This is a genomic window from Chitinophaga varians (assembly GCF_012641275.1).
GTDB classification, from domain to species: Bacteria; Bacteroidota; Bacteroidia; order Chitinophagales; family Chitinophagaceae; genus Chitinophaga; species Chitinophaga varians_A.
The window spans coordinates 2,336,871-2,360,966 of the sequence record NZ_JABAIA010000001.1; the positions used below are offsets into that span (position 1 = coordinate 2,336,871).

At 48.3% G+C, this 24,096-nt stretch carries 23 protein-coding genes; 6 read left to right on the forward strand and 17 right to left on the reverse strand.

Going from position 1 to position 24,096, the window contains the following annotated elements; all coding sequences use genetic code 11:
* Positions 1–49 precede the first annotated feature (49 nt).
* Positions 50–3,373 carry a vitamin B12-dependent ribonucleotide reductase gene (locus HGH92_RS09480; protein ID WP_168870485.1) on the reverse strand — a complete coding sequence of 1,108 codons (3,324 nt, stop codon included), beginning with the start codon at positions 3,371–3,373 and terminating at the stop codon, positions 50–52.
* Positions 3,374–3,711: 338 nt separating this feature from the next.
* Here HGH92_RS09480 and HGH92_RS09485 point away from each other — a divergent pair, with 338 nt between their 5' ends.
* Positions 3,712–4,470 (forward strand): geranylgeranylglyceryl/heptaprenylglyceryl phosphate synthase, encoded by a 759-nt coding sequence (locus HGH92_RS09485; RefSeq protein WP_168809261.1) that lies wholly within the window; start codon positions 3,712–3,714, stop codon positions 4,468–4,470.
* An 84-nt stretch (positions 4,471–4,554) separates the two neighbouring features.
* On the opposite strand, the gene HGH92_RS09490 is transcribed toward HGH92_RS09485, so the two are convergent.
* Both HGH92_RS09490 and HGH92_RS09495 read right to left on the reverse strand, forming a co-directional pair.
* Positions 4,555–5,283, reverse strand: coding sequence for a LytR/AlgR family response regulator transcription factor (locus HGH92_RS09490; RefSeq protein ID WP_168870486.1), 729 nt, complete (start codon positions 5,281–5,283; stop codon positions 4,555–4,557).
* A gap of 100 nt (positions 5,284–5,383) precedes the next feature.
* Positions 5,384–6,433 (reverse strand): sensor histidine kinase, encoded by a 1,050-nt coding sequence (locus HGH92_RS09495; protein ID WP_168870487.1) that lies wholly within the window; start codon positions 6,431–6,433, stop codon positions 5,384–5,386.
* Positions 6,434–6,658: 225 nt separating this feature from the next.
* Here HGH92_RS09495 and dxs point away from each other — a divergent pair, with 225 nt between their 5' ends.
* The 3 genes from dxs to HGH92_RS09510 all read left to right on the forward strand — a co-directional run bounded on the left by dxs (position 6,659) and on the right by HGH92_RS09510 (position 10,977).
* Positions 6,659–8,584, forward strand: a complete 1,926-nt coding sequence (dxs, locus tag HGH92_RS09500; RefSeq protein WP_168870488.1) for a 1-deoxy-D-xylulose-5-phosphate synthase — start codon at positions 6,659–6,661, stop codon at positions 8,582–8,584.
* Between the two features lie 115 nt (positions 8,585–8,699).
* Positions 8,700–9,740 (forward strand): ferredoxin--NADP reductase, encoded by a 1,041-nt coding sequence (locus HGH92_RS09505; protein WP_168870489.1) that lies wholly within the window; start codon positions 8,700–8,702, stop codon positions 9,738–9,740.
* 94 nt (positions 9,741–9,834) lie between these two features.
* On the forward strand, positions 9,835–10,977 hold the full coding sequence (locus tag HGH92_RS09510; RefSeq protein ID WP_168870490.1) for a PAS domain-containing protein: 1,143 nt from the start codon (positions 9,835–9,837) through the stop codon (positions 10,975–10,977).
* A 6-nt stretch (positions 10,978–10,983) separates the two neighbouring features.
* Here the strand turns inward: HGH92_RS09510 and HGH92_RS09515 are convergent, their stop codons facing one another.
* The 12 genes from HGH92_RS09515 to HGH92_RS09570 all read right to left on the reverse strand — a co-directional run bounded on the left by HGH92_RS09515 (position 10,984) and on the right by HGH92_RS09570 (position 20,138).
* Entirely contained in the window at positions 10,984–11,364 is a 381-nt protein-coding gene (locus tag HGH92_RS09515; RefSeq protein ID WP_168870491.1) for a hypothetical protein, read from the reverse strand.
* 166 nt (positions 11,365–11,530) lie between these two features.
* Positions 11,531–12,244, reverse strand: coding sequence for an HAD-IIB family hydrolase (locus HGH92_RS09520; RefSeq protein ID WP_168870492.1), 714 nt, complete (start codon positions 12,242–12,244; stop codon positions 11,531–11,533).
* 145 nt (positions 12,245–12,389) lie between these two features.
* Positions 12,390–13,103 carry a pirin family protein gene (locus tag HGH92_RS09525; protein ID WP_168870493.1) on the reverse strand — a complete coding sequence of 238 codons (714 nt, stop codon included), beginning with the start codon at positions 13,101–13,103 and terminating at the stop codon, positions 12,390–12,392.
* Between the two features lie 144 nt (positions 13,104–13,247).
* Entirely contained in the window at positions 13,248–13,658 is a 411-nt protein-coding gene (locus tag HGH92_RS09530) for an OsmC family protein (RefSeq protein ID WP_168870494.1), read from the reverse strand.
* A 192-nt stretch (positions 13,659–13,850) separates the two neighbouring features.
* Complete coding sequence (locus HGH92_RS09535; protein ID WP_168870495.1) at positions 13,851–14,480, reverse strand: NAD(P)H-dependent oxidoreductase; 630 nt, start codon at positions 14,478–14,480, stop codon at positions 13,851–13,853.
* Positions 14,481–14,490: 10 nt separating this feature from the next.
* Positions 14,491–15,018 carry a YceI family protein gene (locus HGH92_RS09540; RefSeq protein ID WP_168870496.1) on the reverse strand — a complete coding sequence of 176 codons (528 nt, stop codon included), beginning with the start codon at positions 15,016–15,018 and terminating at the stop codon, positions 14,491–14,493.
* 52 nt (positions 15,019–15,070) lie between these two features.
* Positions 15,071–15,943 carry a pirin family protein gene (locus tag HGH92_RS09545; protein WP_168870497.1) on the reverse strand — a complete coding sequence of 291 codons (873 nt, stop codon included), beginning with the start codon at positions 15,941–15,943 and terminating at the stop codon, positions 15,071–15,073.
* A gap of 103 nt (positions 15,944–16,046) precedes the next feature.
* On the reverse strand, positions 16,047–16,952 hold the full coding sequence (locus tag HGH92_RS09550) for a helix-turn-helix domain-containing protein (RefSeq protein WP_168870498.1): 906 nt from the start codon (positions 16,950–16,952) through the stop codon (positions 16,047–16,049).
* Between the two features lie 3 nt (positions 16,953–16,955).
* The gene (locus HGH92_RS09555) at positions 16,956–17,747 is read right to left on the reverse strand and encodes a segregation and condensation protein A (protein WP_168870499.1); all 792 of its coding nucleotides are present in this window, start codon (positions 17,745–17,747) and stop codon (positions 16,956–16,958) included.
* A gap of 103 nt (positions 17,748–17,850) precedes the next feature.
* Positions 17,851–18,795 carry a DUF3078 domain-containing protein gene (locus HGH92_RS09560; protein WP_168870500.1) on the reverse strand — a complete coding sequence of 315 codons (945 nt, stop codon included), beginning with the start codon at positions 18,793–18,795 and terminating at the stop codon, positions 17,851–17,853.
* Positions 18,796–18,890: 95 nt separating this feature from the next.
* Entirely contained in the window at positions 18,891–19,313 is a 423-nt protein-coding gene (gene mscL, locus HGH92_RS09565) for a large conductance mechanosensitive channel protein MscL (protein WP_168870501.1), read from the reverse strand.
* A gap of 78 nt (positions 19,314–19,391) precedes the next feature.
* Entirely contained in the window at positions 19,392–20,138 is a 747-nt protein-coding gene (locus HGH92_RS09570; RefSeq protein WP_168870502.1) for a PPK2 family polyphosphate kinase, read from the reverse strand.
* A 120-nt stretch (positions 20,139–20,258) separates the two neighbouring features.
* On the opposite strand from HGH92_RS09570, the gene HGH92_RS09575 reads away from it, so the two are divergent.
* Entirely contained in the window at positions 20,259–21,137 is an 879-nt protein-coding gene (locus HGH92_RS09575) for a DMT family transporter (RefSeq protein WP_168870503.1), read from the forward strand.
* Between the two features lie 112 nt (positions 21,138–21,249).
* On the opposite strand, the gene frr is transcribed toward HGH92_RS09575, so the two are convergent.
* Together frr and HGH92_RS09585 are read right to left on the reverse strand one after the other, a co-directional pair.
* Positions 21,250–21,813 carry a ribosome recycling factor gene (gene frr / locus HGH92_RS09580; RefSeq protein ID WP_168870504.1) on the reverse strand — a complete coding sequence of 188 codons (564 nt, stop codon included), beginning with the start codon at positions 21,811–21,813 and terminating at the stop codon, positions 21,250–21,252.
* Positions 21,814–21,914: 101 nt separating this feature from the next.
* The gene (locus HGH92_RS09585; protein WP_168870505.1) at positions 21,915–23,054 is read right to left on the reverse strand and encodes a glycosyltransferase family 4 protein; all 1,140 of its coding nucleotides are present in this window, start codon (positions 23,052–23,054) and stop codon (positions 21,915–21,917) included.
* Between the two features lie 164 nt (positions 23,055–23,218).
* Here HGH92_RS09585 and HGH92_RS09590 point away from each other — a divergent pair, with 164 nt between their 5' ends.
* Entirely contained in the window at positions 23,219–24,055 is an 837-nt protein-coding gene (locus HGH92_RS09590) for a transketolase (RefSeq protein ID WP_168870506.1), read from the forward strand.
* Positions 24,056–24,096: the final 41 nt, after the last annotated feature.

Below are 24,096 nucleotides of genomic sequence, written 5' to 3' on the forward strand. Positions count from 1 at the left end.
AATTTTAAAGGCACAATAACATCTCGTTAACAAGAGTTGCAACACCGAATCAGCTACAACCCATGCTGTTACCGCAATTGAGGCATTTGTAACATGTGCCGGATCTTACCGTGATATGTCCGCAAACGTTACAGGCAGGGGCATCACGCTGCATGCTGCGCAAATAATCCTGCGTGCCGCTTTCGCTTTGATGTGCCGCAACCGCTTGCTGCTTGGGCGTTTTGGAAGCATTCGCCGGTTGACCGCTACCAACGGTTACCCGCATACCGGATAAAGAGGGCGTATCCATCGGTTCATCTTCATCCTCTTCTCCTGTGTTTCCCGGCGCGTCCAGCACATGTACAAGGTCTGTACGCCCCAGGTACTCATAGCCCAACACCCGGAAAACATAGTCCACCAGCGACGTGGCGGATTTAATATTAGGATGGTCCACCATCCCCGCAGGCTCAAACCGCGTAAACACAAACTTGTCTACAAATTCTTCCAGTGGAACACCATATTGCAATCCCACAGAAACCGCTATGGCAAAGCAGTTCATCATACTCCGCAAAGTAGATCCTTCTTTTGCCAGATCAATGAATATTTCTCCCAGCGTGCCATCATTGTATTCACCGGTACGCAGGAAAATAGCCTGCCCGCCAACTTTCGCTTTCTGCGTAAATCCGCCCCGTTTGGACGGAAGTGTTTTCCGCTCTACAATGCGTGACAACTGCCGCTTCAACGTGGTGTCTTTGCTGGCCATCATACGCCTGTTCACTTCCTCCAGCAACTCATCAATCGTGGCCTGCTCAAGATCGGGCAACTGCACAGCGGTAGCTGTTATGGTGGCTGCTGTATCAGCTTTTTTCTTTTTATCGGTCTTATTGCTCAACGGCTGGCTAAGTTTGCTGCCATCACGGTAAAGCGCACAGGCCTTCAGGCCCAGCTCCCAGCTTAGCATATACGCATCTGCTATCTCATGCACCTCCGCTTCATGCGGCAGGTTAATGGTTTTGGAAATAGCACCGGAAATAAAAGGCTGTGCAGCCGCCATCATCCGGATATGCCCGTGCGGATGAATATAACGCTGTCCGTGTTTGCCACATTTATTGGCACAGTCAAACACCGGCAAATGCGCTTCCTGAAGGTAAGGAGCCCCCTCTACCGTCATGGTGCCACATACATAGTCGTTGGCCGCTTCTATTTCAGCATCCTGGAATCCAAGGGCATGCAGCAGGCTGAAATCAAGATTAAAGTACTGCTCCGGCACAAATCCCAGCCGCTGCAGACAAGCCTCCCCGAGCGTATATACGTTAAACACAAAAGAGATGTCAAACGAAGAAGATACCGACGTGTCCAGCTTTTTCAGCTCTTCGGCAATGAACCCCTTTTCGCTGAGTGACTGATGATTGATGTAAGGCGCCCCGGCAAAAGAACCCGTGCCCTTCGCATAGTCCACGATCGCCTTGATCTCATTGGGCTGATACCCGAGATTGTGCAATGCTGTCGGAATGGACTGATTGATGATCTTAAAGTATCCGCCACCAGACAACTTCTTGAATTTTACCAGCGCGAAATCAGGTTCCACGCCCGTCGTATCACAGTCCATTACCAGGCCGATAGTACCGGTAGGGGCAATCACGGTCGTTTGTGCGTTACGGTAGCCATATTTCTCACCGGCCTGCACAGCTTCATCCCAGGCCCTTGTAGCGGCTTTCAGGAGGTAATCGGGGCAATACCGCGCGTTGATGCCCCGCGGCGAAATTTCGAGCCCTTCGTATGCTTCTGCGGCATCATAGGCTGCGGCCCGGTGGTTACGCATTACCCGTAACATATCTTCCCGGTTTTCTGCAAACCGCGGGAAAGCGCCCAGATGTGACGCCAGCTCTGCGGAAGTCTGATAAGCCACTCCCGTCATAATAGCGGTAATGGCGCCCGCAATACCGCGCGCTTCTTCACTGTCATACGCAATACCACTGACCATCAGCATGGAGCCCAGATTGGCGTATCCCAACCCCAGCGTCCGGTAGTCATAACTCAGCTGCGCCACCTCTTTGGAAGGGAACTGGGCCATCAGCACAGAAATCTCCAGTACTGTGGTCCACAGCCTGACGGTATATTCAAATCCCGGTACATCAAACAGCCCTTTTTCTTCGTCAAAAAACCGCCGCAGGTTCACCGATGCCAGGTTACATGCGGTATTGTCAAGGAACATATATTCGGAGCAGGGATTGGAAGCATTGATACGGCCACCTTTCGGACAGGTATGCCACTCATTGATGGTGGTGTCGTACTGCGTGCCCGGATCGGCGCAACGCCAGGCAGCATAAGCTATCTGGTCCCACAGGTCACGGGCTTTGATGGTCTTTACGGCCTTACCGGTAGTACGCGCTATGAGGTCCCAGTCGCCGTCAACCGCCAACTGCCTGAAGAAGCTGTTGGGGATGCGAACGGAATTGTTGGAGTTCTGTCCGGACACGGTCCGGTAAGCCTCTCCTTCATAATCGGATGAATAACCGGCGGCTATCAGGGCTGCCACCTTTTTCTCTTCCTCCACTTTCCAGTTGATAAAGTCCAGCACCTCCGGATGGTCCAGGTCCAGGCATACCATTTTGGCTGCCCGGCGGGTGGTGCCGCCCGACTTAATAGCGCCTGCGGCGCGATCGCCGATTTTAAGAAAGCTCATCAGACCGCTGGAAGTGCCGCCGCCGCTCAGTTTTTCACCTTCTCCCCGGATGTGAGAGAAATTGGTGCCTACGCCGGAGCCATACTTGAAAATCCGGGCTTCCCTCATCCAGAGGTCCATGATGCCGCCATCACCCACCAGGTCGTCATCCACACTGAGAATAAAACAGGCATGGGGCTGGGGCCGCTCATAGGCGGACGTAGACTTCTCCAGCCGGCCGGTATTTTGTTCTACGTAATAATGCCCCTGTGGCTTTCCTTTGATACCATAGCTTTCATACAGGCCGGTATTGAACCATTGTGGGGAGTTAGGCACACAAGCCTGGTTCAGCATGCTGTACACCAGTTCCTCGTAAAACACCTGCGCATCTTCCTGAGAGGCGAAGTAGCCATAACGCTCACCCCAGGCCCGCCAGCAATTGGCCATACGATGCACCACCTGTTTGACCGACGTTTCCCGGCCTGTGCTGCCATCTTCCTGGGGCACGCCGGCCTTACGGAAATACTTTTGCGCCAGGATATCGGTCGCAATCTGCGACCATCGCTGAGGCACCTCTACATTGTTCATTTCAAACACCACGTCGCCACCGGGGTTACGGATCACCGAAGAGCGCAGGTCATACTCAAACTGTTCATACGGACGCATCCCTTCTTTGGTAAAGTACCGGGAGAAGGCCATGCCACGCTTGCTGCTTGCTGGATTTTTCATATCCAAAAGTTTTTTCCAGGATTAAAAAGAATATGTGAAAGGGGGGTGAACTAAAATTAGTTTTTAAAAGTCTCGGGCAGCTGGATTATTTTGCACAACTTGTGGATAATTGAATCAACACTTTCGGGGCAGGATTGTTATAAAGCAGACTTACACCAAAAAATCCGGCTTAAAATTTGTCGCTAACAGTGATTTGCCCGGGTGGATGCATCTTGAAAATGCCATTAGATATCATGCAGTTCATGAATAGAAAATGAATTGCATGCATATTTATTTAGCATTGTGGGTTATTAATAAAAAAATTATACATTTGCGACAACCGGAACAATGCGCTATTGATGTACAATAAAATATACACTTCGTTCATCGAAAGAAAGGCTAGGAAAGAAAAAGCATTCGCGGTTTTAATTGATCCGGACAAGGTGACTCCTGCTGGCATCATTGAACTTGCGGCAAAATGCACCGCTGCCAAAGTTGATTATATCTTCCTTGGCGGTAGCCTGGTCATCACCAATCATCTGGATGAATGCGTGCAACAATTGAAAGCCAGTTGCGATATTCCTGTTATTTTGTTTCCAGGAAGCCCTTCGCAGGTTTCGAGATATGCAGACGCACTCCTTTATCTTTCCATGATTTCAGGCAGGAACCCTGAGTTATTGATCGGCCAGCACGTAGTATCCGCTGCTGCTGTTAAAAAAAGCCAGCTGGAAGTGATTTCCACCGGCTATATGGTCATTGACGGAGGTGCTCCTACCACTGTTTCCTACATCAGCAATGCCACTCCTATTCCTGCCGACAAGGCGGATATTGCGATGTGTACCGCCATGGCAGGAGAGATGCTGGGCATGAAAGTGATCTATATGGATGCCGGCAGCGGCGCCCGTAACCCCATCACCGAAACCATGATCAGCAGGGTAGCCAGCCAGGTGGAAGTGCCCATCATCGTGGGCGGCGGTATCCGCGACGCTGAAAAAGCTTACCGGAACTGCAAAGCCGGCGCCGATATCATCGTGGTAGGCAATGCCATCGAAAATGATCTCTCCCTGATCAAGGAACTGGCAGATGCCGTGCATTCTACAGCACCCATCACCATTTAGTCATTTAATTATTTAGATAAAAAAGCAGCGGAGATCGCCCTATGGTAATCTCCGCTGCTTTTTTTATAGTTAAATATCAAAATTCTAAAGGCTCATCATCTCCTTGAACTTAACAGCCTGACGGCGGCTGACCTCGATCTTTTCGCCCCCTTTCATCTCCAGCAGTAACCCGCCGTTGAAGTAAGTGTCAATTTTTTCAATCATCCGCAGGTTAACGATATGCTTGCGGTTGGCACGGAAAAACACCCGCTCGTCCAGCCGCTCCTCGAGGGCGTTGAGCGATTTCAGGATCAGCGGCTTGTTGCCTTCAAAATAGACCCGCGCATAGTTGCCCACGCTCTCAAACAGCCGGATCTCCTGCAGCTTTACAAACCAGCAGCGGTCGCCGTCTTTCACAAACACCTGGTCATTCTCCGATAAAAGGGTACGTATCCCTCCGGAAGCGGCCAGCCGGTCCTTTTCGTCCTGCTGATGCAGCTTGTGAATGGCGTCAGCCAGGCGTTTGGGCTCTACAGGCTTCAACAAATAATCCAGCGCGTTGTATTCAAATGCTTTCAGGGCATATTCGTCATAGGCGGTCGTAAAAATCACCTGGGGCGATTTTTCCAGCTCGGCCAGCAGATCAAACCCTGTTTTGTCAGGCATCTGAATATCTAAAAACAGCAGGTCGGGATGCAGATTCTCTATCTTTTCTATACCATCCTTCGCGTTCACTGCTTCGCCCACCACCACTATCTCCGGGTGGTCTGCCAGCAATTTTTTCAGTTCACTCCTGGCCAGGCGTTCATCATCTATTATCAATGCTTTTTTCATTGGCAATATGAAGTTTGGTTGATGACAATTTTTTTATCAACATTTAAAGCCATAGCCCGGCTCAATGCCCTGCTATAGCGGTTTCCGAATAACAAGTGAATCAGAGTAACGGCATCACCACGCGGGCCTCCACCGTTGCCTCGTTTTTATTTCTGATATCAAAAGTAGCCCTGTTTCCGAATAAAAGGCTTAACCGTTGCCGGGTGCTCTCTAATCCAAAACCATGGCCGTTTACCACATTCTTTTCTACCAGTTGCCCGGTATTTTCAATAGTGATTTCATGCTCCATGCCATTCAACCGGGAGGCAATAAACACCGTTCCACCGCTTACCATCCTGGAAATACCATGCTTAATGGCGTTTTCCACCAGAGTCTGCAACATCATTGGCGGTACCTGAAGCTCCAGCGTGTCCGGATCTATTTCGTACCGCACCTGTAACCGCTCCTCAAACCGGATATGTTCCAGTGCAAGGTAATCTTTTACAATGTTTAATTCATTTTCCAGGCTAACGGTCTCTACCTTTTCGATAGCCATGGAACTGCGAAGGATATTGGACAGTTCTGTGATCGCCGTTCTGGCCCGCTGCGGATTCTCATCCACCAGCGCCCGGATGCTGTTCAGCGCATTAAAGATAAAGTGAGGGTTCAGCTGTGCTTTAATGGTTTTCAGCTCCAGTTCCTTTACCGTGGACTCCAGTTTGAGCCGGTCCACCTGGGTCGTCCGGTTACGGTCCACATAGTGCCAGATGAAATAAATCACCCACCAGATGAAAGAAATGGCAAAAGAGGCCAGATAGCCCCTGTCAACAAGGTTCAACAGGAAGTTTTTGCCCTTCGGGCGATTGCCCACCATATAATCCAGTACCAGGTTGTACACGAAGTACCATACCAGGCTCGTACTGACTACCAGCACCAAAAATATAACCAATTGCTTTTCAAAGTTATAGCTACCCCAGCCCCTGAACTTGTTTAAAAGCGTCCTGAACAAGTGGGTAGAAGCAATGCCGCACATAGTGAAGATGATCATATAGATCACCGCTGCGTGCAGATTTGGTTTATTCAGGGTGAAGTTGAAAAATACGTTGACCAGAAAATATACAGACCATCCCAACAATTGCCCCCACCAATATTTGGATACTTGTTTAAGCATTAAATCAAATTAGTAAACTTCCCCAGTATTCCAAAAATACCTTATGCCCCTGCCCACCGAAACCTAAATGTTATAAATGGCGAATCAGAACCGGTAAATGGCGAATCCCCTGTACCGAATGGCGGATTAACAGGGAATACGGGGTTTTTCCCGCCAAATGTCGCCGGATAACCCATATTTTTTAGTAGTTTTGTTTTTAATTAAACCCTGAACCATCAAAACAGTATGAATATCACGGCCGGTTCACTTTTAAGCCAGATAAACTCCCCAGCGGATTTGAGAAAGCTGAGCAAAGATCAGCTGCATCAGGTGTGTGAGGAACTGCGTCAATACATTATTGACGTAGTAAGTGTGCATGGTGGCCACTTTGCCGCCAGCCTGGGTGTTGTGGAGCTCTCAGTAGCCCTGCATTATGTCTTTAATACTCCTTATGACCAGCTGGTATGGGACGTAGGACACCAGGCTTATGGACATAAAATCCTTACCGGCCGACGCGAAGCCTTTCCGACCAACCGGAAGTACAAAGGCATCAGCGGGTTTCCCAAAAGAGACGAAAGCGAATATGATACCTTCGGCGTAGGGCACTCCTCTACCTCCATCTCTGCTGCATTGGGCATGGCCATGGCCTCCCATTACAAAGGAGAATTTGACCGCCAGCACATTGCCGTTATCGGCGATGGCGCCATGACGGCCGGTATGGCTTTTGAAGCCCTCAACCACGCAGGGGTGGCCAATGCCAACGTGCTGATTATCCTCAACGATAACTGCATGTCCATCGATCCCAATGTGGGCGCGCTCAAGGAATACCTGACAGATATCACCACATCGCCTACCTACAACAAGCTGCGTGACGATGTGTGGCACCTGCTCGGCAAACTGCCGGTTGGCAAACGCTTCACCCGCGAAATGGCCTCCAAACTGGAAGCCTCCCTCAAAGGCGTGGTGTCTAAATCCTCCAACCTCTTCGAATCACTCCAATTGCGGTACTTCGGTCCTATTGACGGCCATAATATTACCAAACTGGCCGATACCCTTCAGGACCTGAAAGATATTCCCGGCCCTAAACTGCTGCATATCGTTACCACCAAAGGTAAAGGCTATGCCCTCGCAGAAAAGGACCAAACCACCTGGCATGCGCCCGGTCTGTTCGACAAAATCACCGGTGAAATTTTCAAAAAACCGGTCGACAGGCCACAGCCGCCCAAATACCAGGACGTTTTCGGCCATACGATGATCGAACTGGCAGAAAAGAACGAAAAAATCATCGGTATCACACCAGCCATGCCTTCCGGCTCCTCCCTCAAATTCATGATGGAGAAAATGCCGGACCGTGCATTCGACGTAGGTATCTGCGAACAACACGCTGTTACCCTCTCCGCCGGTATGGCCACCCAGGGCATGCGTGTGTTCTGTAACATCTATTCTTCCTTCTTCCAGCGCGCCTTCGATCAGGCCGTACACGATGTGGCCATCCAAAACCTGCCGGTTGTATTCTGCCTCGACAGGGCAGGCCTGGTAGGAGAAGACGGCCCCACTCACCATGGCGCCTACGATATTGCCTATATGCGCAGTATCCCCAACGTGATCATCAGCGCTCCCATGAACGAAGAAGAGCTGCGTAACCTGATGTACAGCGCCCAACTGGAAGAAAATACCCATCCATATGTGATCCGCTACCCACGCGGACAGGGCGTGATGCCTGAATGGCGTACGCCGTTCAAAGCCATCAAAGCCGGTACCGGCCGCAAAATCCGTGACGGCAAGGAAATCGCTATCCTGTCCTTCGGACATGTAGGCAACTTCGTTACTGAAGCCTGCAAAGAACTGATCAGCGATGGCCTGCAACCTGCCCACTACGACCTCCGCTTTGTAAAACCACTGGACGAAGCCATGCTGCACGAAGTGTTCAGCAACTTCAACAAAGTGATCACCGTGGAAGACGGCGCCATCATCGGCGGTGTTGGCAGCGCTGTACTGGAATTCATGGCAAAACACAACTATAACGCCCAGGTGAAAATGCTCGGTATCCCCGATAAAATCATCGAACATGGCAAACCGGAAGAACTGTACCGCGAATGCGGCTACGATCCATCCGGCATCGCCCGTGCCACCAGGGAAATGCTGCGGGAAAAAATCACCGTTACCGTATAAATCAATTACGAATTACGAATTAGAGGGCTTCCTTTTAGACTGGTTACACAATAACCGCTCTATAAAGAAGCCCTCTAATTCGTAATTCGTAATTTGTAATTCGTAATTTCGTAGCATGTATTTGCAACTAAAGATTGTTGGCATAAAAGAAGAAACGCCCGGCACCAAGACCTACTACCTCGAAAATACCATCCCGGAGCCTGTAGTATATCAGGCCGGACAATTCCTCACATTTGTCATTCAGCTCAATCATAAAGAACATCGCCGTTCCTACTCCCTCAGCACCACGCCCGGAATAGACCCGGTTATGGCCGTTACCATCCGGGAAAAGGAAAACGGAGAGATATCCCGCCACCTGCTGCACACCTGGAAAACCGGCGATATCCTGACCGCCCTCGAACCTTCCGGCAGGTTTACCTTTGAACCCTCGCCAGAAGAACGCGACATCTTCCTGCTCGCCGCCGGCAGCGGTATTACCCCGGTGTTCTCCCTGCTCAAACAAATGCTCAGGGATGAACCGGCGTCTAAAATCACCCTTATTTACAGCAACAGCACGCCTGAAAGGACTATCTTCTACGAACAGCTGCAGACACTGGAACAACAGCATCCACAGCTTAAAATCCTTTTTCTCTTCAGCAACGACCCGGACAGCCACCACGCTTATCGCCGGCTCAATAACATACTGCTGGAGCTGCTGGTCAATGAACACCTGCTGTACCATAAGGACACCGCACAATTTTTCCTCTGCGGCCCACCGGAATATATGCGCATGATCCTGCTCACCCTGCATTTTATGGGCTTCAGGGACACACAGCTGCATAAAGAAAACTTCGTGATCACCACAGAGGCCAAACTGGCCCATACTACCATTCCCACTGACGATACGCCTCGTGAAGTGAACATCCAGCTGCGCAACGAAACATATACATTGTCTGTACCCGCCAATCAAACGATCCTCAGCTACGCGCTGGAACATGATGTGCCGCTGCCATACAGCTGCAAAGGTGGTGTATGCGGTTCCTGTACCGCACAATGTACCAGCGGGAAAGTCTGGATGTCTGTCAATGAGGTGCTGACCGACAAAGAGCTGGCAGAAGGGCTTATCCTTACCTGCGTGGGTTATCCCGCCAGCGATAAAATCAATATCGAATTATAAATAACCAGAATGTAAATAGTTTTATTAATCATATCGCTCTGATTATTATTTTTTACATGCGCGAATTTTCATTAAATTTTAGCAAATTCGAGAAATGCAACGCTCCCCGATTAAGATTGCAGGTTTGTGTTTGCTTTTTGTAATCATTGTTATCAATGCTTATCTCCTCACCGGAAGCGAATCATCTACTCAAAAAACCTGGCTTATACTCAATGAAACTGTACTCTGCAGCGCCTTTCTGCTGTTAACCGTTACGCTTATACGCAAACAACCGGTTTCCCAGTTCGAAAATCTGTACATTAATCACCCGATCCCGATGTGGATCTACGAGAAAGACACCCTTCGTTTCCTGTTTGTGAATGAAGCCGCCTGTAAAAAATACGGCTATACACGGCAGGAATTCCTTGCTCTCACGATCAAGGACATACGGGAAAATGAAGAGCTTGATGCGTTAATGGAAAATGTCCGTGACCGCTGTAACGGAGCTGAATACCGGGGTATCTGGAAACACCGCCGTAAAAACGGGGAGAATTTCTTTGTGGAGATCTATGCCCATACGGCCTACTATCAGGGAAGGGAAGCCCGTTTTATCATGGCCAAAGATGTCGATGAACAGGTACGCGCCGCCAAAGAGGCCCATCAGCTCGGCATCCGGTACGAACTGCTGGCACAGGCCACCAATGATGCGCTCTACGACCGCAACCTCATCACCAATGAGGTGCTCTGGAAACACGGGCTCGAAAGCATGTTTCAACATCCCACCCAGCCGGATACCGACCTGTATGACTGGTGGAAATCCAATGTCCATCCGGCCGACGGCCCCGCAGTCATGGCCTCCCTCGATACCTGCCTGCAAAACAAAAGCAATTCCTGGTCACAGCAATACCGCTTCCGCTGCTCTGATGGCACTTTTAAATATGTGGTGGACCGGGCGTTCATTATCTATGAAAACGACCGGCCCACCCGCATGATAGGCATCGTACAGGATATAGACCAATACGTGAAACAGGCGGTACGCCTCGAAAAACAAAATAAAACCCTGCGGGAAATAGCCTGGATCAATTCACATGAAATACGCAGGCCAGTGGTGTCTATCCTTAGCATCACCAACCTGTTTGATAAAAGCAACCAGGATGTGCATCTCAATTCCAGGCTGATGGAATGGCTGCACCAATCCACCCGGCAACTGGATGAAATCATTCACAAAATAGAACACAAGGTGAAAAATATTGAATAATACCGGCTACAGTTCACTATTCATAAACTGGTTGAAATCTTCTTTCAGCTCTACAAATAATTTCTGAAAAATCTCCATACGGTGGGACATGGTATCATAGTCACAGATGGGCCGGTCGTCGTGGATAACTGTTGGTGGCTGCGCGGCCGAGAGCTTTTTGGCGCATTGTTTAAGATCATGAAACATTTCGTCGGCAACTTCCCGCTGTCTTAACAAACGGTTCTCAAAATGTTCCACTCTTGTCATTACTTCCCGGGGCGCAGAACCGAGGGCTATTTGTTCCAGGCGCTCCCGCATCAGTTTTGCATCTTCTCTTACTTCATTTACTTCTTCCTTCCAGGAATTGATCTGCTCTGTCAGATCAGTTGGCTGAGTTGTAATTTCCATGGTGTATTGATTTAGCCATTAACAATAATGATTCATCATTACCCAAGCATTTTTTTCAATATCCACTTAACAGTTTACATCCCGTTGCTATTAACAAAGATCCACTTCTAAGGTACGACCTTTTTCAATGCCGCCGGCACAACTTTTAACGTTCTCCGGGTATTGTTTATAAATATCTGCCGAACTCCGGAAACCATGCCATGGCTTCTAAAATACCACCTGTACCGCTGCGGCCCGCTTGCAGCACATTAGGCATTCCCTCCGTACGGGCAAGCAGTTCCGGCTCAGCGCCACCAACTACCACGCCCTTAAATCCCATTTCATACATGGAGAAATCATTCATGGAATCACCGGCCACCAACACCTCATGATGAGGCAATGCCAGCACTCCTAACAATTGTTGCAGCGTATTCCCTTTGTTCACGCCACGGGGAAGAATATCCAGGTATTTCCCGGCAGATAATAACAGATCACAGTGCAGCGATTCGGCTACTTCCCGCGCAGTGTCAATATCAGTGGCATCGTCATAATAATAGGAGCAACGGTACTGCTGCTGCGCGTCCTGGTGCAATAATCCCTTCACCGATTTCAGTTGCTCCCGCACCTGATCTCCTGGCCACAATCTGGCAATATCGGACTGCACCGGCTCTACCGATACCAGCGAAGCCAGATGCGTAACAGTGGCGCCCACATCACAAATGATATACTCCGGACGGGGAAGGCGCGTATCTTCCAATAAAGTCAATACACTACGTATACCCCTTCCCGTTACAAAAACCAGTTGTATGTCTTCTCTGCTGCGGACCAGCTCGTATAGCTGATCTTTGTCTGCCGCGGAGCCGGCCAGAAATGTTCCGTCTAAGTCTGTTGCTAATAACATCTTGATAGTCGTCTGTTGAACGGTAATATAAAAGCTTTGTGCGGGGAATACAACCCCGGTGCACAGGTTTAACAAAAATAAAAAACAAGTGACCGCCCTTCCGGCGGTCACTTGCATATATAAGAATATCTAACGAAGCGGAAGATCAGTTCAGCATGGGAACATCTATCAGCAAAAACGTTGCCGGTTCCAGCACTTCCACGGTTACCTTTTCGTAATCAGATAACCCAATGGCGTCGCGTGTTTGCAGCACTTCATCCGCTACTTTTATTTCCCCGCTGAGAAGGAACAGATAACTGCCTGCGCCTTGTTGTTTGGGTGTCAGGTCTATTTTTTGCCCTGCTTCAAAATCACCCAGTGAGAACCACGCATCCTGGTGAAGGCTCAGCGCATTTTGTGCGCCATCCGGCGCAACTACCAACTGCAAAGCATTGTGGCGGTCAGCAGGATCAAAGGTACGTTGATCATAACGCGGTGCAATATTTCTTTCTTTGGGAAATACCCATATCTGCAGGAAGCTCACGTCATCTGTTTTGGATGCGTTAAATTCAGAGTGTACGATACCGCTGCCGGCACTCATTACCTGCACATCGTTTTTTCTGATCACGCCCCTTGTACCGGTATTGTCACGGTGCTCCAGGCTACCGTCCAGCACAATGGAAACGATCTCCATATTATCGTGGGGATGTGCGCCGAAGCCCATACCACCTTTTACCTGGTCATCATTCAATACACGCAAAGCGCCGAAGTGAATTTTATCAGGATTATAATAATTAGCAAAGCTGAAAGAATGATGGCTTTTCAACCAGCCATGATTGGCATAACCTCTGTCATCTGCACGCTGTATAATCTTTTTCATAACTATTGTTCTCCTTGTTTTTGTACAGTACAAAGGTCGGTATAAAGTGAAGGGAACAGAATGGATCATCTGTTGAAAAACGTGGACAAAAAAAAGTGCAGCGGAGACACCGCTGCACTTCCCATAAAATGTATTGAACGATGGTTATACCAGTACGGCATCCATGGTAATATTGGTGTTCAGCAGTTTGCTGATAGGGCAGTTGGCTTTCGCATCGGCAGCCATTTCCGCAAATTTGGCGGCATCCAGGCCCGGAACGCTGGCTTTCACTTCCAGGTGGCTGGAGGTAATAGCGCCGTTTTCCAGGGTAATGGTGCATTTGGTGTCGATGTTACCAGGAGTTAAACCGGCACCAGAGATCACAAAGCTCAGTTTCATGGTGAAACAGCCGGCATGAGCAGCTGCTATCAGTTCTTCCGGATTAGTACCTACACCTTCCTCAAAACGGCTGCTGTAGGAGTATTGGGTATTGTTCAACACGGTTGACTGGGAACTAACGGTACCTTTACCTTCTTTACCAGTGCCTTGCCAATTGGCTGTTGCAAATCTTTTCATGTTATTATACTTTAAATAATTTGAGGTGATTACTCTGCGTAGAGGCCCCAAATTACAAAAATAAACAGGATTATCATGATCTAAAAAAAGATAACCCGGCAGGTTTCCTGCCAGGTTATCGCAATCATCTTTTAATTCTTCTTACCGAACTTCGCTCATCAGGTAAATCCACTGTAATCCTGTCTGTCACAGTTAAATAACTTCCACTAATTCAGCAATTGGTTTTCTTACTTTCTTCGCATGTTGCATCGCATCGTCTTCCGCTCTGAAACCAATGGCTGCTGTCACTACAGTAGCCAGTCCTTTATCCTTTAAACCCAAAATTTCGTCATATTGATTCGCGTCAAAGCCTTCCATCGGACAAGCGTCGATTCCTTCGGCTGCGGCGGCTGTCAGCAGCGTGCCCAGTGCCAGGTAAGCCTGCTTGGAGGTCCATACGGCGGCAGCCGCTGCATCCAGGCGGTTCACGGTGCCTTTCATTATTCCCGCAAAACCGGCAAGGTCTTCCGGATTGATATTACGCGTGGCGGCTATATTATTCGTATAATCGTCTACGTGGGACTCGTTCAGGTCGCGTACCCGGGCAAACACCACCAGATGCGAGGCATCTGTAACCTGTGACTGGTTCCAGGAGGCCGCCTTCAGTTTTTCCCTGATGGCAGGGTTCTCTATGATCAGCATCTTATAAGGCTGAAGCCCATAAGAGGATGCTGACAACCGGGTAGCTGTAGTGATCCTGTCCAACTGGGCGGCAGTCAGCTTCTTCACCGGGTCAAATTTCTTCACGGCATAACGCCATTCCAGTTTTTGTATAATATCCATCGTCGTTCTTTTATGCTTGTTTGATCATTTGTACGCTGGCCAGCAGTTTCACTTCGTCACTCAGCAGCACGCCGCCTGTTTCTGTGGTAGCGTTAAATGTAAGACCAAAGTCTTTACGGTTGATTTTACCGCTCAGCTCAAAGCCTGCTTTTGTTTGTCCCCACGGGTCTACTACTTCGCCACCGAATTCCACGTTCAGTTCTACCGGACGGGTGTTGTCGCGGATAGTCAGATCACCGATCAGTTTATAGGTTTCGTCATCAATTTTTTTCACTTCTTTGGAAACGAACTGCAGTTTGGGATACTGTGCCGCATCAAAGAAATCGCCTGCCAGCAGGTGCTGGTCACGTTGTGCGTTCTGTGTGGTAACGCTGTTGATGTCAGCGCTGAAGGTGATGTTCGCGGAACTGAAATCGTTGCCTTCCGTTTGCATAGTAGCATCGAACGTACCGAACTGGCCGGTAACGGTAGTGATCATCAGGTGTTTTACTTTAAACTGTACATCACTATGAGTGGGATCAATTTTCCAGGTTGTCATACAAGTATGTTTTTGTTTTAGTTTTATAAATAGATGTGTTTGTTGTTCAGGATTAATTCAGGAAGCCCATTTTACCGGCGTTGTAGTCGTTGATGGCTTCATTTATTTCCTCTGGTGTGTTCATCACAAAAGGACCATACGCCACGATCGGTTCATTGATGGGCTCACCGCTCAACAGCAACATGCTGGTGTCTGCAACAGCAGTAATGGTGATATCAGTGCCATCATGCTCAAAGAGCACGGTTTCCACACCTTTGACGGCGCTACCGTTGATGTCTGCTTCTCCCCGCATCACAACCGCTATGGTATTGAAATGTGCCGGGAAAGCCACTTCTATTTTATCGCCTTTTTTCAGCTGTACGTCCAGTACGTTTACAGGTGAGAAGGTTTTAGCTGCGCCTTTAACATCATTATATTCTCCTGCAATCACTCTTACATATCCTTCTTCACTTACTTTCACCACAGGTATCTCCGCTTTGGTAAGGTTCTGATAACCAGGCTTGCTGTTTTTATAGGCTTTCGGCAGATTTACCCACAGTTGGGCCATCTCTACTTTACCGCCTCTTTTGCTGAATTCGGTTTCGTGTTTTTCTTCGTGCACGATACCTGCCGCTGCGGTCATCCACTGTACGTCGCCAGGAGCCAGTTTACCATGACTGCCAGTAGAATCGCGGTGTTCCAGTTCTCCCTGGTATACCACGGTTACAGTTTCAAATCCTTTGTGCGGGTGCTGGTCCACGCCACGGGGTCTGTTGGTAGGCGGGAAGTAACTGGGTGCGCCGTAGTCCATCAGGATAAAAGGGCTGACAGGGTTGTTCTGGGAACGGGTACCGCCGGGCAGTACGCTATGCACCCTGAATCCGTCACCCACCATATGGGGAGCAGGCGCTATTAAAATCTGACTTACATGTTTTGCATTTTTCATAATTGCCTCCTTTAAAAGACAACACAAAAATACATGTTACAACATCTATGCGGAATGGATAAAACGTCTTCCTTGATGGACTTTTTTACCTGAACGGTTCAAATTAAGGCTGGTGGCTCACAGAGCGGGAGGCTTCCTTAAACTCGGAAGGGCTTTGGGAGGTATATTTCTTAAAAAAGCGGCTGAAATAATGAGGATCGTCAAATCCCAGCTTATAGGCGATTTCTTTGGCGGTAAGGTCTGTATTATAAAGATAACGCTGGGCTTCCAGGATGACCCTGTTACGGATATGCTCTCCTGCGGTAATACCGGACAATTGCTTACTGATTTCGTTGAGCAGTACAGGTTTTATATGGAGCAGGCCGGCATAATCGGAGACGGTTTTCAGTTCACGGTATTTTTCCTCGATCAGATTTTTGAATTTCAGGAAGATGGAACTGTTGTGCACCGCATGTTGTTCCGCCGGAATAGCAACGCTCTGGCCCTTAATACGGGACACCAGCACCAGGAAGTAGCGTAGCAGGCCATGCAGCGCCGTTTCGTATTCCGGTTCACGGGTGTTGAGCTCCTTCAGCATCAGGCGAACAATAGACTCAATATCAGTGGATTGCTCGGGGTCCAGCGTGATAACGCTGCTAAACCGGTCATTAAAGAAAAGTCCGGAATTGATACCAGACACCTGCGACTGGTCTTTCAGGCACATAAAAGCCTCCTGGAAGGCGATCATATATCCGTCGATTCTTTCGCTCATCTGGAGCTTATGTACCTGGCCGGGAGCCAGGAAAAAGAGGGTATTCTTTTTTACTTCGTGCGTAACAGTATCAATGGTATGTAACAGCGAACCTCTTTTGATCCAGTAAACAGTGTAGAAGTCATGCCGGTGCGGCACGCCTGCCTGATCAAAGAAGTTCTCGCCCAGCTCGCAGATGCTGGACACTACGAAACTTGGATCTGCCTGCGCGTACGCCGGCAAAGAAATGATACCGATATTGTCACGTTTCTCACCCATCTGTTAACCATCTATCAATGTTCCGGCAGGTTCTTCCTCCCTGTTTTCCGGATCAATGTATTCAATAATAAAGTTGTTTCTGCCTTCTCCCACCATAATGCCCAGGTGCTTCATCTGTACCAGCTCCAGCATGCTCAGGAAAAGGAAAATGGCATGTACCCTGTCTTTGCAGTGGTCGAATATTTTTTCAAAGGACAAAGTCCGTTCGGACCTGGCCAGCTCTTCCATATACATCCTCGAGCCCTCCATGGTGTAGTCATATTTGTACACCACGTGTTGGGGCTTATGGTCGCGCGCTTTCATGCGCTGCATTACCTTCTCAAAAGTCTGGGCCAGTTTAAAGAGGGTGAGTGTCTGTATCTCCGTTCCTTCACTGGTCACCTCGCCAATCTCGGCCAGTTCCTTAGCAATATTACCTCTTTTGATATGCAGCATCCGCTCAGCCTCCATTTCGGCGAGTTCCGCGGCTGCCTGCTTATATCGTTTATATTCCAGGATCTTGTCTATCAGCTCCATCCGCGGGTCAATTTCATTTCCCTGTTCGTCCAGTTCCTTGCGGGGCAACAGCATTTTCGCCTTAATCCGCATCAGAGTAGACACAAAGAGGATAAACTCGCTTGCCAGCTCAATATTCAGCGATTCTATATGATGAATATAGTCGAGGAATTCCTGCGTGATGGTATTGATCGGAATATTGTAGATATCCAGCTCATCGCGTTCTATAAAGAACAACAGGAGGTCAAAAGGACCCTCAAACTGCGGGAGTTTTATTTTATAGGAAACCTGTTCACTCACGTTGATGATGTTTTAAGTACAAAGGCGCAAAGCAGCAAAGACTTTTGATGCCTTGCGCCTTTGCGCCTCTGCATAATATCAAAAATAACAAAATTCCGGCTAATCAGAACTTGGCGGCAAAGCCTATCCCCAATATCTGCTTGACCTGCAGTCGGGGTCCCATTACACCAGTTTGTTTATTTTCAAACACCTTTACATTATCATCATATATCATATCTACATTAAGCGTAGCTGCAATGTACTTGTTCACCTTCAGTTCCAATGCGTTGGTAAAGAACACCACGATATTCTGCGGATTGTTGAGATAATTGGAGAACAGGTCCAGCCGGCCCTTGTATGTAATATTTTTAGCCACTGTTTTCATGTAATTGGCAGACAGGTACGCGCCAATTTCATACTTAAAATGTTTTCCGGTGTCTACGCCATACGCACCCTGGCTTGCCAGGTAATCGTCCATCACAAATACAAAACGGGAAGTGGCAGGAGAGAGGAACAGTGAAAATTCAGGTACAGGTTTATAATCAAAACCAGGAGACAACAGCACATAGGCGGGGGCAAAAAACCGGGAAGATAATTGTGGCGTAGTGTCAGCAGGATACAGATAACCATTGGTGAACTGTGTCCTGAGGTTGCCCAACATGCTTATATACCAGTGTCTGCCAATATCATATCCGTATTTGGAAGTAAGGTCGATGCGGTCATCTGCTTTGCGGGCGCCGAGACTGGTGGTGTTGATAAAACCATAAGCCAGGTCAGCAACGTTGTCCCATGCACGCCGGCCATTCTTATAGAACGCGTACGCATATACGGTAGATCCCAGCGAGAAAGTGAAATTATCACCACCGGCGGCCCAATTGCTCAGTGAGCCCTGGTTGATGTTCACATTCAGGTTAACACCCTTCTTCCAGATCTTAACCGTTGTGTCTTTATCATCTTTCTTGATTTTTTTCGCGGTTTCATCCCGCTGGCTCTTTATCCAGTCGTTTTGTGCCTGTACTGCCGTAAAAGCCAGCAAACAACAGGCAATGGACAAAGCAAATTTTCTCATCAATTAGTGTTTTTTAGATTAACATATAAACACAGTACCCTGCCATCCTCCACCAGGGAGAGCAACGGGGCACTGTGCAGTGATATAAAGAGAGTTTATCTTTTTTTCAGTTCATCACGGATTTCCATGAGCAGTTTTTCCTGGGCGGTAGGTTCTGCCGGGCCCGGAGCTTGTTTGTTGGTCAGTTTATTCATAAACTTCACCAGCAGGAAAATACAGAATGCGATGATCAGGAAATCGATCACGCTCTGAATAAATGCGCCATAGGCGAATACGTTGGCGCCGGCAGCTTTTGCAGCGGCCAGTGAAGGAAAATTAGTCCCCTTGCTGGTGTCCAGGTAGGCGAATTTGTCAGTGAAATTCACACCACCAGTTACCACTCCAACTAAAGGCATGATGATATTGTCTACCAGTGATGTAACGATCTTTCCGAAGGCAGCACCAATGATCACACCTACGGCCAGGTCCATTACATTGCCTTTCATGGCAAATTCCTTAAACTCTTTGATGAATGACATAAATGCAAGGTTTTAATTTGGTTAAAATAAGACGACGAAAATAGTGTTTAATCACAGAACTGCTTAATTATTAATCCATTATTTCTTCAATCGGGGATATTTCATATTGAGTGATTTCAGTGTATCCCTGAGCGTTAGTGCCACGATATATTCCTTATACCAGTTATGATCAGCCGGTACAATTATCCAGGGGACATCATTACAGTACCTAAAAGCGTCTTCATATGCATCCATGTACTGGTCCCATAATTTAGCTTCTGCGAGGTCGTTCTCGTTATATTTCCACATCTTCCTTGGGTCTTCCGTACGTTCGGTCAGCCGTTGCTGTTGTGCTTCCCTGGACACATGCAGATAGAATTTCAGGATGTGCGTGTTGTTATGCACGGTCAGCAGCTTTTCGAAATCGTTGATGGCTGTCATCCTTTTACGGGCAGTTTTTTCGTCAATCCACTTATGCACCCGCTGTATCAGAATATCTTCATAGTGCGAGCGGTTAAACACCTGTATGATTCCTTTGCCGGGGGCCTGTTTATGGACACGCCAGAGGAAATCGTGGTCCGCTTCTTCGGGAGTAGGTGCTTTAAACGAGTGCACGGTACAACCTTGCGGGTTTAGGGTGCCGGTCACATTTTTAATCACCCCGTCTTTCCCGCTGGCGTCCATTCCCTGGATCACCATCAATACACAGTGCTTGTGCTGGGCATATAACAGGTTTTGCAACTCATCCAGTTCTTCTAAAATTTCCCGCGTGGCGACTTTGATTTTTTCTTTGTCCAGTTTTTTGGGTGCGGTAGTACTAATGGCAGACAACTTGATTTTACTCATGGATTTACATTCTTACCAATGAATTTAACAAAATCAATTCAGAAGTGTTGCATCCCAAACGATTTATATTTTGCGTAATAGACTTATATTCTCAATTTTGTATTCTTAAAAAATGCCACTTTGAACCACAAATTTGCCCACTGGGGCGTTTTTCTACTGCTGTCACTGACCTGGGGCAGCTCGTTCATTTTAATGAAAATCGGACTGGAATCTTTTACGCCCTGGCAGGTGGCCAGTTTGCGCCTGGTAGCGGCGGGGGTGGCGTTATTGCCTTTTCTGCCCAAAGCTATCCGGCAAACGCCGGTCAACAAGCTGCCGGTGATCATTCTTTCCGGTATCCTGGGCAACGGGCTTCCGGCTTTTCTTTTCTGTCTGGCGGAAACTGAGATAGACAGTTCGCTCGCGGGCATTTTAAATTCGCTGACACCACTGATGGCGTTGCTAACGGGGCTGATTATATTCAAAAGCCCGATTAAAAAAGCGCAGCTGCTAGGGGTATGTGTGGGTTTACTGGGAGTTGTGCTGCTTTTCAGTTCCAAGGGGATCAATACCAACGGGCACTGGTATTACAGCCTGCTGGTGGTGGCCGCCACGGTCAGTTATGGTACCAACATCAGCCTGGTACATCATTATCTGAAAGGGTTTGGTTCATTGCAGTTGGGATCTATTGCCATGTTTTTCTGTGGACTGGCTACATTTCCGGTGTTGCTCTTCAGTGACTTTTTTCCTCAGTTTGCGACAGACCACGCGCCGTGGCGCTCGTTGTCTGCCGGTCTTGTGCTGGGGGTAATGGGCACCGGGGTGGCGGCCGTGTTATTTTACCTGCTGATCCGCCGTGCCGGTTCCATGTTTGCGTCTATGGTCACTTATGCGTTACCGGTAGTCGCTATCGGCTGGGGATTGCTGGCTCATGAAACGGTCACCTGGATTCAGGTGGTATGTATGGGAATTATCCTGCTGGGCGTGTATTTAGTTAACCGGGCCAAAACAGCCTCCTGATAAAACGGACAGCGGAGAGACACACGATGTGCAAGTCTCTCCGCTGTTCATTTATTCATTTGTTTATTTAATCATTTAAATGATTAAATGACCAAATGATTAAATGGCGCAATTAGATGGCCATAATTTCCTTTTCTTTTGCTTCGCAGTGTTTATCGATAAGCACGATGTGTTTATCGGTCACAGCCTGGATATCTGCTTCCGCATCTTTAGCGGTATCTTCGCTCAATCCGTCTTTCTGCAGTTTTTTGATGCCTTCGATCGCGTCGCGGCGGATGTTCCGGATGGCAACCTTAGCTTGTTCTCCTTCAGAGTTTACTCTTTTCACGAATTCCTTTCTTCTTTCCTCCGTCAGCGGTGGCAGGAACAAACGGATGATGATACCGTCATTCTGAGGATTGATGCCGATATTAGCTGCAATAATGGCCCTTTCGATAGGTTGCAACATATTTTTTTCCCAGGGCTGAATGGTCAGGGTACGAGCGTCAGCGATGCTGACATTGGCTACCTGGGCAAGTGGAGTGGGAGCACCATAGTAGTCTACAGTAATACCGTCCAATATCTGAGGATTGGCTTTACCGGCCCTTACTTTAGTGAGTTCCTGTTCCAGGTGCCCGATGGCTTTTTTCATCGAGTCCGCTGCATCATCCAGGATAAGCGTTAGATCATCTTGCATAACATAAATAGTTAAGTGCCTGCAAACCTACAGGTTTTCTTTTAATCATCAAAGTAACGGATACAAGAATGGCTAACAGAATGGATATAACAGTTTTCCGGCTATTTATCCTGTAATACGCCTCCAGTGGTAACCCGCAGTATTTTAGGCGCGGCAGCGTTCTGGGCAGCGGGCTGTGTAATAGTGGTAACAGCAACTTTGACGGCCTGTTTTCTTTTACGGGCCAGGTACAGGACACCAGTAAAAGTAGTAGCTGCGCCCACTACAGCGATCGTCAGCACGGTAGTGCCCAATCCCTGAAGGAGATAAGCCCCTGCAATAAAGACTGCGTTTACGCTCACAGATACCAGGGTTGTTTGTCTGTGGTCCAGTCGCAGGTCCAGTAAATAGTGGTGAATATGGTTGCGGTCCGCTGAAAAGGGAGAGCGGCCCTGGAGCATGCGTACGGAAAACACCCTCAACGTATCAAAAAGCGGCACGATCAGGATGGCGATAGCTACCGCCGGCGTGGCGTCAATCGGCATTTTGCTGGTCGGGTTGCCCGCCACCTCAATGAATTTAAGCACCAGTACGGCATTCACCAGGCCAATCATCAGGGAACCTGTATCGCCCATAAAAATGCGGGCGGGGGAGATATTATAAATCAGGAAGCTGGCCAATCCACCTGCCAGCGCAAAGCCCAACACTGCGTAGGTGATTTCACCCACATGGAGAAAATATGCGCCCAGCACTGCGCTCACCAGCAAACCTATGCTGCCGGCATGCCCGTCCACCCCGTCAATCAGGTTGAAAGCATTGATCACGACAACAAAGTAGAAGTAAGTCAACATCAGGCTGATGTTGGAAGGAAGGGTGGTAATGCCCATAAAGCCATACATACTGGTTATCTGCAAATTACCCAGGTAAATAATGGCAAAAGAGGCAACGAGCTGACCAATCAGTTTCTTAAGCGGAGACAATCCCACGATGTCATCTTTCATGCCCACCATGAAAATGATGAAAAAAGCCGCCATCATATACTGAAACGGCGAATTCTGTAAAGCGGGAACACATACGGTCGCAGCAATGATGAACCCGGAGAAAAAGCCAATTCCCCCGAGTGTCGGTATGCGTTGCTTATGCGTTTTTCTCTCGTCTGGTTCGTCGTACAAGTGTTTTAACTCCGCTACTCTGATAAGTATCGGAATAGAAAAATAGGTTACCACAAAACTCAGGACGGTAGCAATTAAAACATTCTCCATTAGTGGGGCTTAAGTTTTGCAAAGATATTTATTTCAATCAAATATGTAAAAGAAACACTAAAAAAATCGGGATTTTTAATACTTTGAGACCGCAAAAACAAACATTCAACGTCACAAAATCTAAGAAATCAATTAGTTTTGCGGCACAAAATCACTCAACTATCATGCCACAGCTTCAGGATATTGCCAGCCAGATCAGAAGAGATATTGTACGAATGGTACATGGCGTTCAAAGTGGCCACCCCGGTGGTTCATTAGGTTGCGCAGACTTCTTTACAGCCTTGTACTTCAAGGTGTTAAAGCATACTCCCCAACCTTTTGACATGGACGGCCGTGACCAGGACCTGTTTTTTCTCTCTAATGGACACATTTCCCCTGTTTTCTATAGTGCGTTGGCCCGTTCCGGTTACTTTCCGGTACAGGAGCTCGCTACTTTCAGAAAACTGAACTCTCGCCTCCAGGGACACCCTACCACGCACGAACATCTCCCAGGCATACGCATGGCCTCCGGCTCCCTCGGACAGGGCATGAGCGTAGCCATTGGCGCAGCTTTGAGCAAAAAGCTGAACAACGATAAGGGCATCGTTTTCTGCCTGCACGGCGACGGTGAACTGGAAGAAGGACAAATCTGGGAATCTGTGCTGTTTGCGCCACACCACAAAGTGGACAACCTGATCATTACTGTGGACCTCAACGGTCAGCAGATTGACGGCACTACCGACGACGTGGCCGGCCTCGGCGATGTAGGCGCTAAATTCGAAGCTTTCGGATGGACCGTCCTTCACATGAACGGCAACGACATGGATGATACCGTTGCTACACTGGAAAAAGCCAAAGGCCTTACCGGCCAGGGCAAACCTATCGCCATCATCATGAAAACAGTGATGGGACAGGGTGTTGATTTCATGGAAGGTCACCACGAATGGCATGGTATCGCCCCGAGCGATGAACAGCTGGCTAAAGCACTGGCCCAACTGCCGGAAACACTCGGCGACTACTAAACATCCTGGGATTTACATATTTTAATATTCAGACATTTGTC

Coding starts and splice junctions, on each gene's coding strand:
- HGH92_RS09560 (WP_168870500.1), bottom strand. CDS start 18,795: ATGAGAAAATTTGCTTTGTCCATTGCCTGTTGTTTGCTGGCTTTTACG.
- HGH92_RS09510 (WP_168870490.1), top strand. CDS start 9,835: ATGCAACGCTCCCCGATTAAGATTGCAGGTTTGTGTTTGCTTTTTGTA.
- frr (WP_168870504.1), bottom strand. CDS start 21,813: ATGCAAGATGATCTAACGCTTATCCTGGATGATGCAGCGGACTCGATG.
- HGH92_RS09525 (WP_168870493.1), bottom strand. CDS start 13,103: ATGAAAAAGATTATACAGCGTGCAGATGACAGAGGTTATGCCAATCAT.
- HGH92_RS09530 (WP_168870494.1), bottom strand. CDS start 13,658: ATGAAAAGATTTGCAACAGCCAATTGGCAAGGCACTGGTAAAGAAGGT.
- HGH92_RS09585 (WP_168870505.1), bottom strand. CDS start 23,054: ATGGAGAATGTTTTAATTGCTACCGTCCTGAGTTTTGTGGTAACCTAT.
- HGH92_RS09480 (WP_168870485.1), bottom strand. CDS start 3,373: ATGAAAAATCCAGCAAGCAGCAAGCGTGGCATGGCCTTCTCCCGGTAC.
- HGH92_RS09495 (WP_168870487.1), bottom strand. CDS start 6,433: ATGCTTAAACAAGTATCCAAATATTGGTGGGGGCAATTGTTGGGATGG.
- HGH92_RS09520 (WP_168870492.1), bottom strand. CDS start 12,244: ATGTTATTAGCAACAGACTTAGACGGAACATTTCTGGCCGGCTCCGCG.
- HGH92_RS09540 (WP_168870496.1), bottom strand. CDS start 15,018: ATGACAACCTGGAAAATTGATCCCACTCATAGTGATGTACAGTTTAAA.
- HGH92_RS09505 (WP_168870489.1), top strand. CDS start 8,700: ATGTATTTGCAACTAAAGATTGTTGGCATAAAAGAAGAAACGCCCGGC.
- HGH92_RS09590 (WP_168870506.1), top strand. CDS start 23,219: ATGCCACAGCTTCAGGATATTGCCAGCCAGATCAGAAGAGATATTGTA.
- HGH92_RS09490 (WP_168870486.1), bottom strand. CDS start 5,283: ATGAAAAAAGCATTGATAATAGATGATGAACGCCTGGCCAGGAGTGAA.
- HGH92_RS09535 (WP_168870495.1), bottom strand. CDS start 14,480: ATGGATATTATACAAAAACTGGAATGGCGTTATGCCGTGAAGAAATTT.
- HGH92_RS09550 (WP_168870498.1), bottom strand. CDS start 16,952: ATGGGTGAGAAACGTGACAATATCGGTATCATTTCTTTGCCGGCGTAC.
- HGH92_RS09485 (WP_168809261.1), top strand. CDS start 3,712: ATGTACAATAAAATATACACTTCGTTCATCGAAAGAAAGGCTAGGAAA.
- mscL (WP_168870501.1), bottom strand. CDS start 19,313: ATGTCATTCATCAAAGAGTTTAAGGAATTTGCCATGAAAGGCAATGTA.
- HGH92_RS09570 (WP_168870502.1), bottom strand. CDS start 20,138: ATGAGTAAAATCAAGTTGTCTGCCATTAGTACTACCGCACCCAAAAAA.
- dxs (WP_168870488.1), top strand. CDS start 6,659: ATGAATATCACGGCCGGTTCACTTTTAAGCCAGATAAACTCCCCAGCG.
- HGH92_RS09545 (WP_168870497.1), bottom strand. CDS start 15,943: ATGAAAAATGCAAAACATGTAAGTCAGATTTTAATAGCGCCTGCTCCC.
- HGH92_RS09515 (WP_168870491.1), bottom strand. CDS start 11,364: ATGGAAATTACAACTCAGCCAACTGATCTGACAGAGCAGATCAATTCC.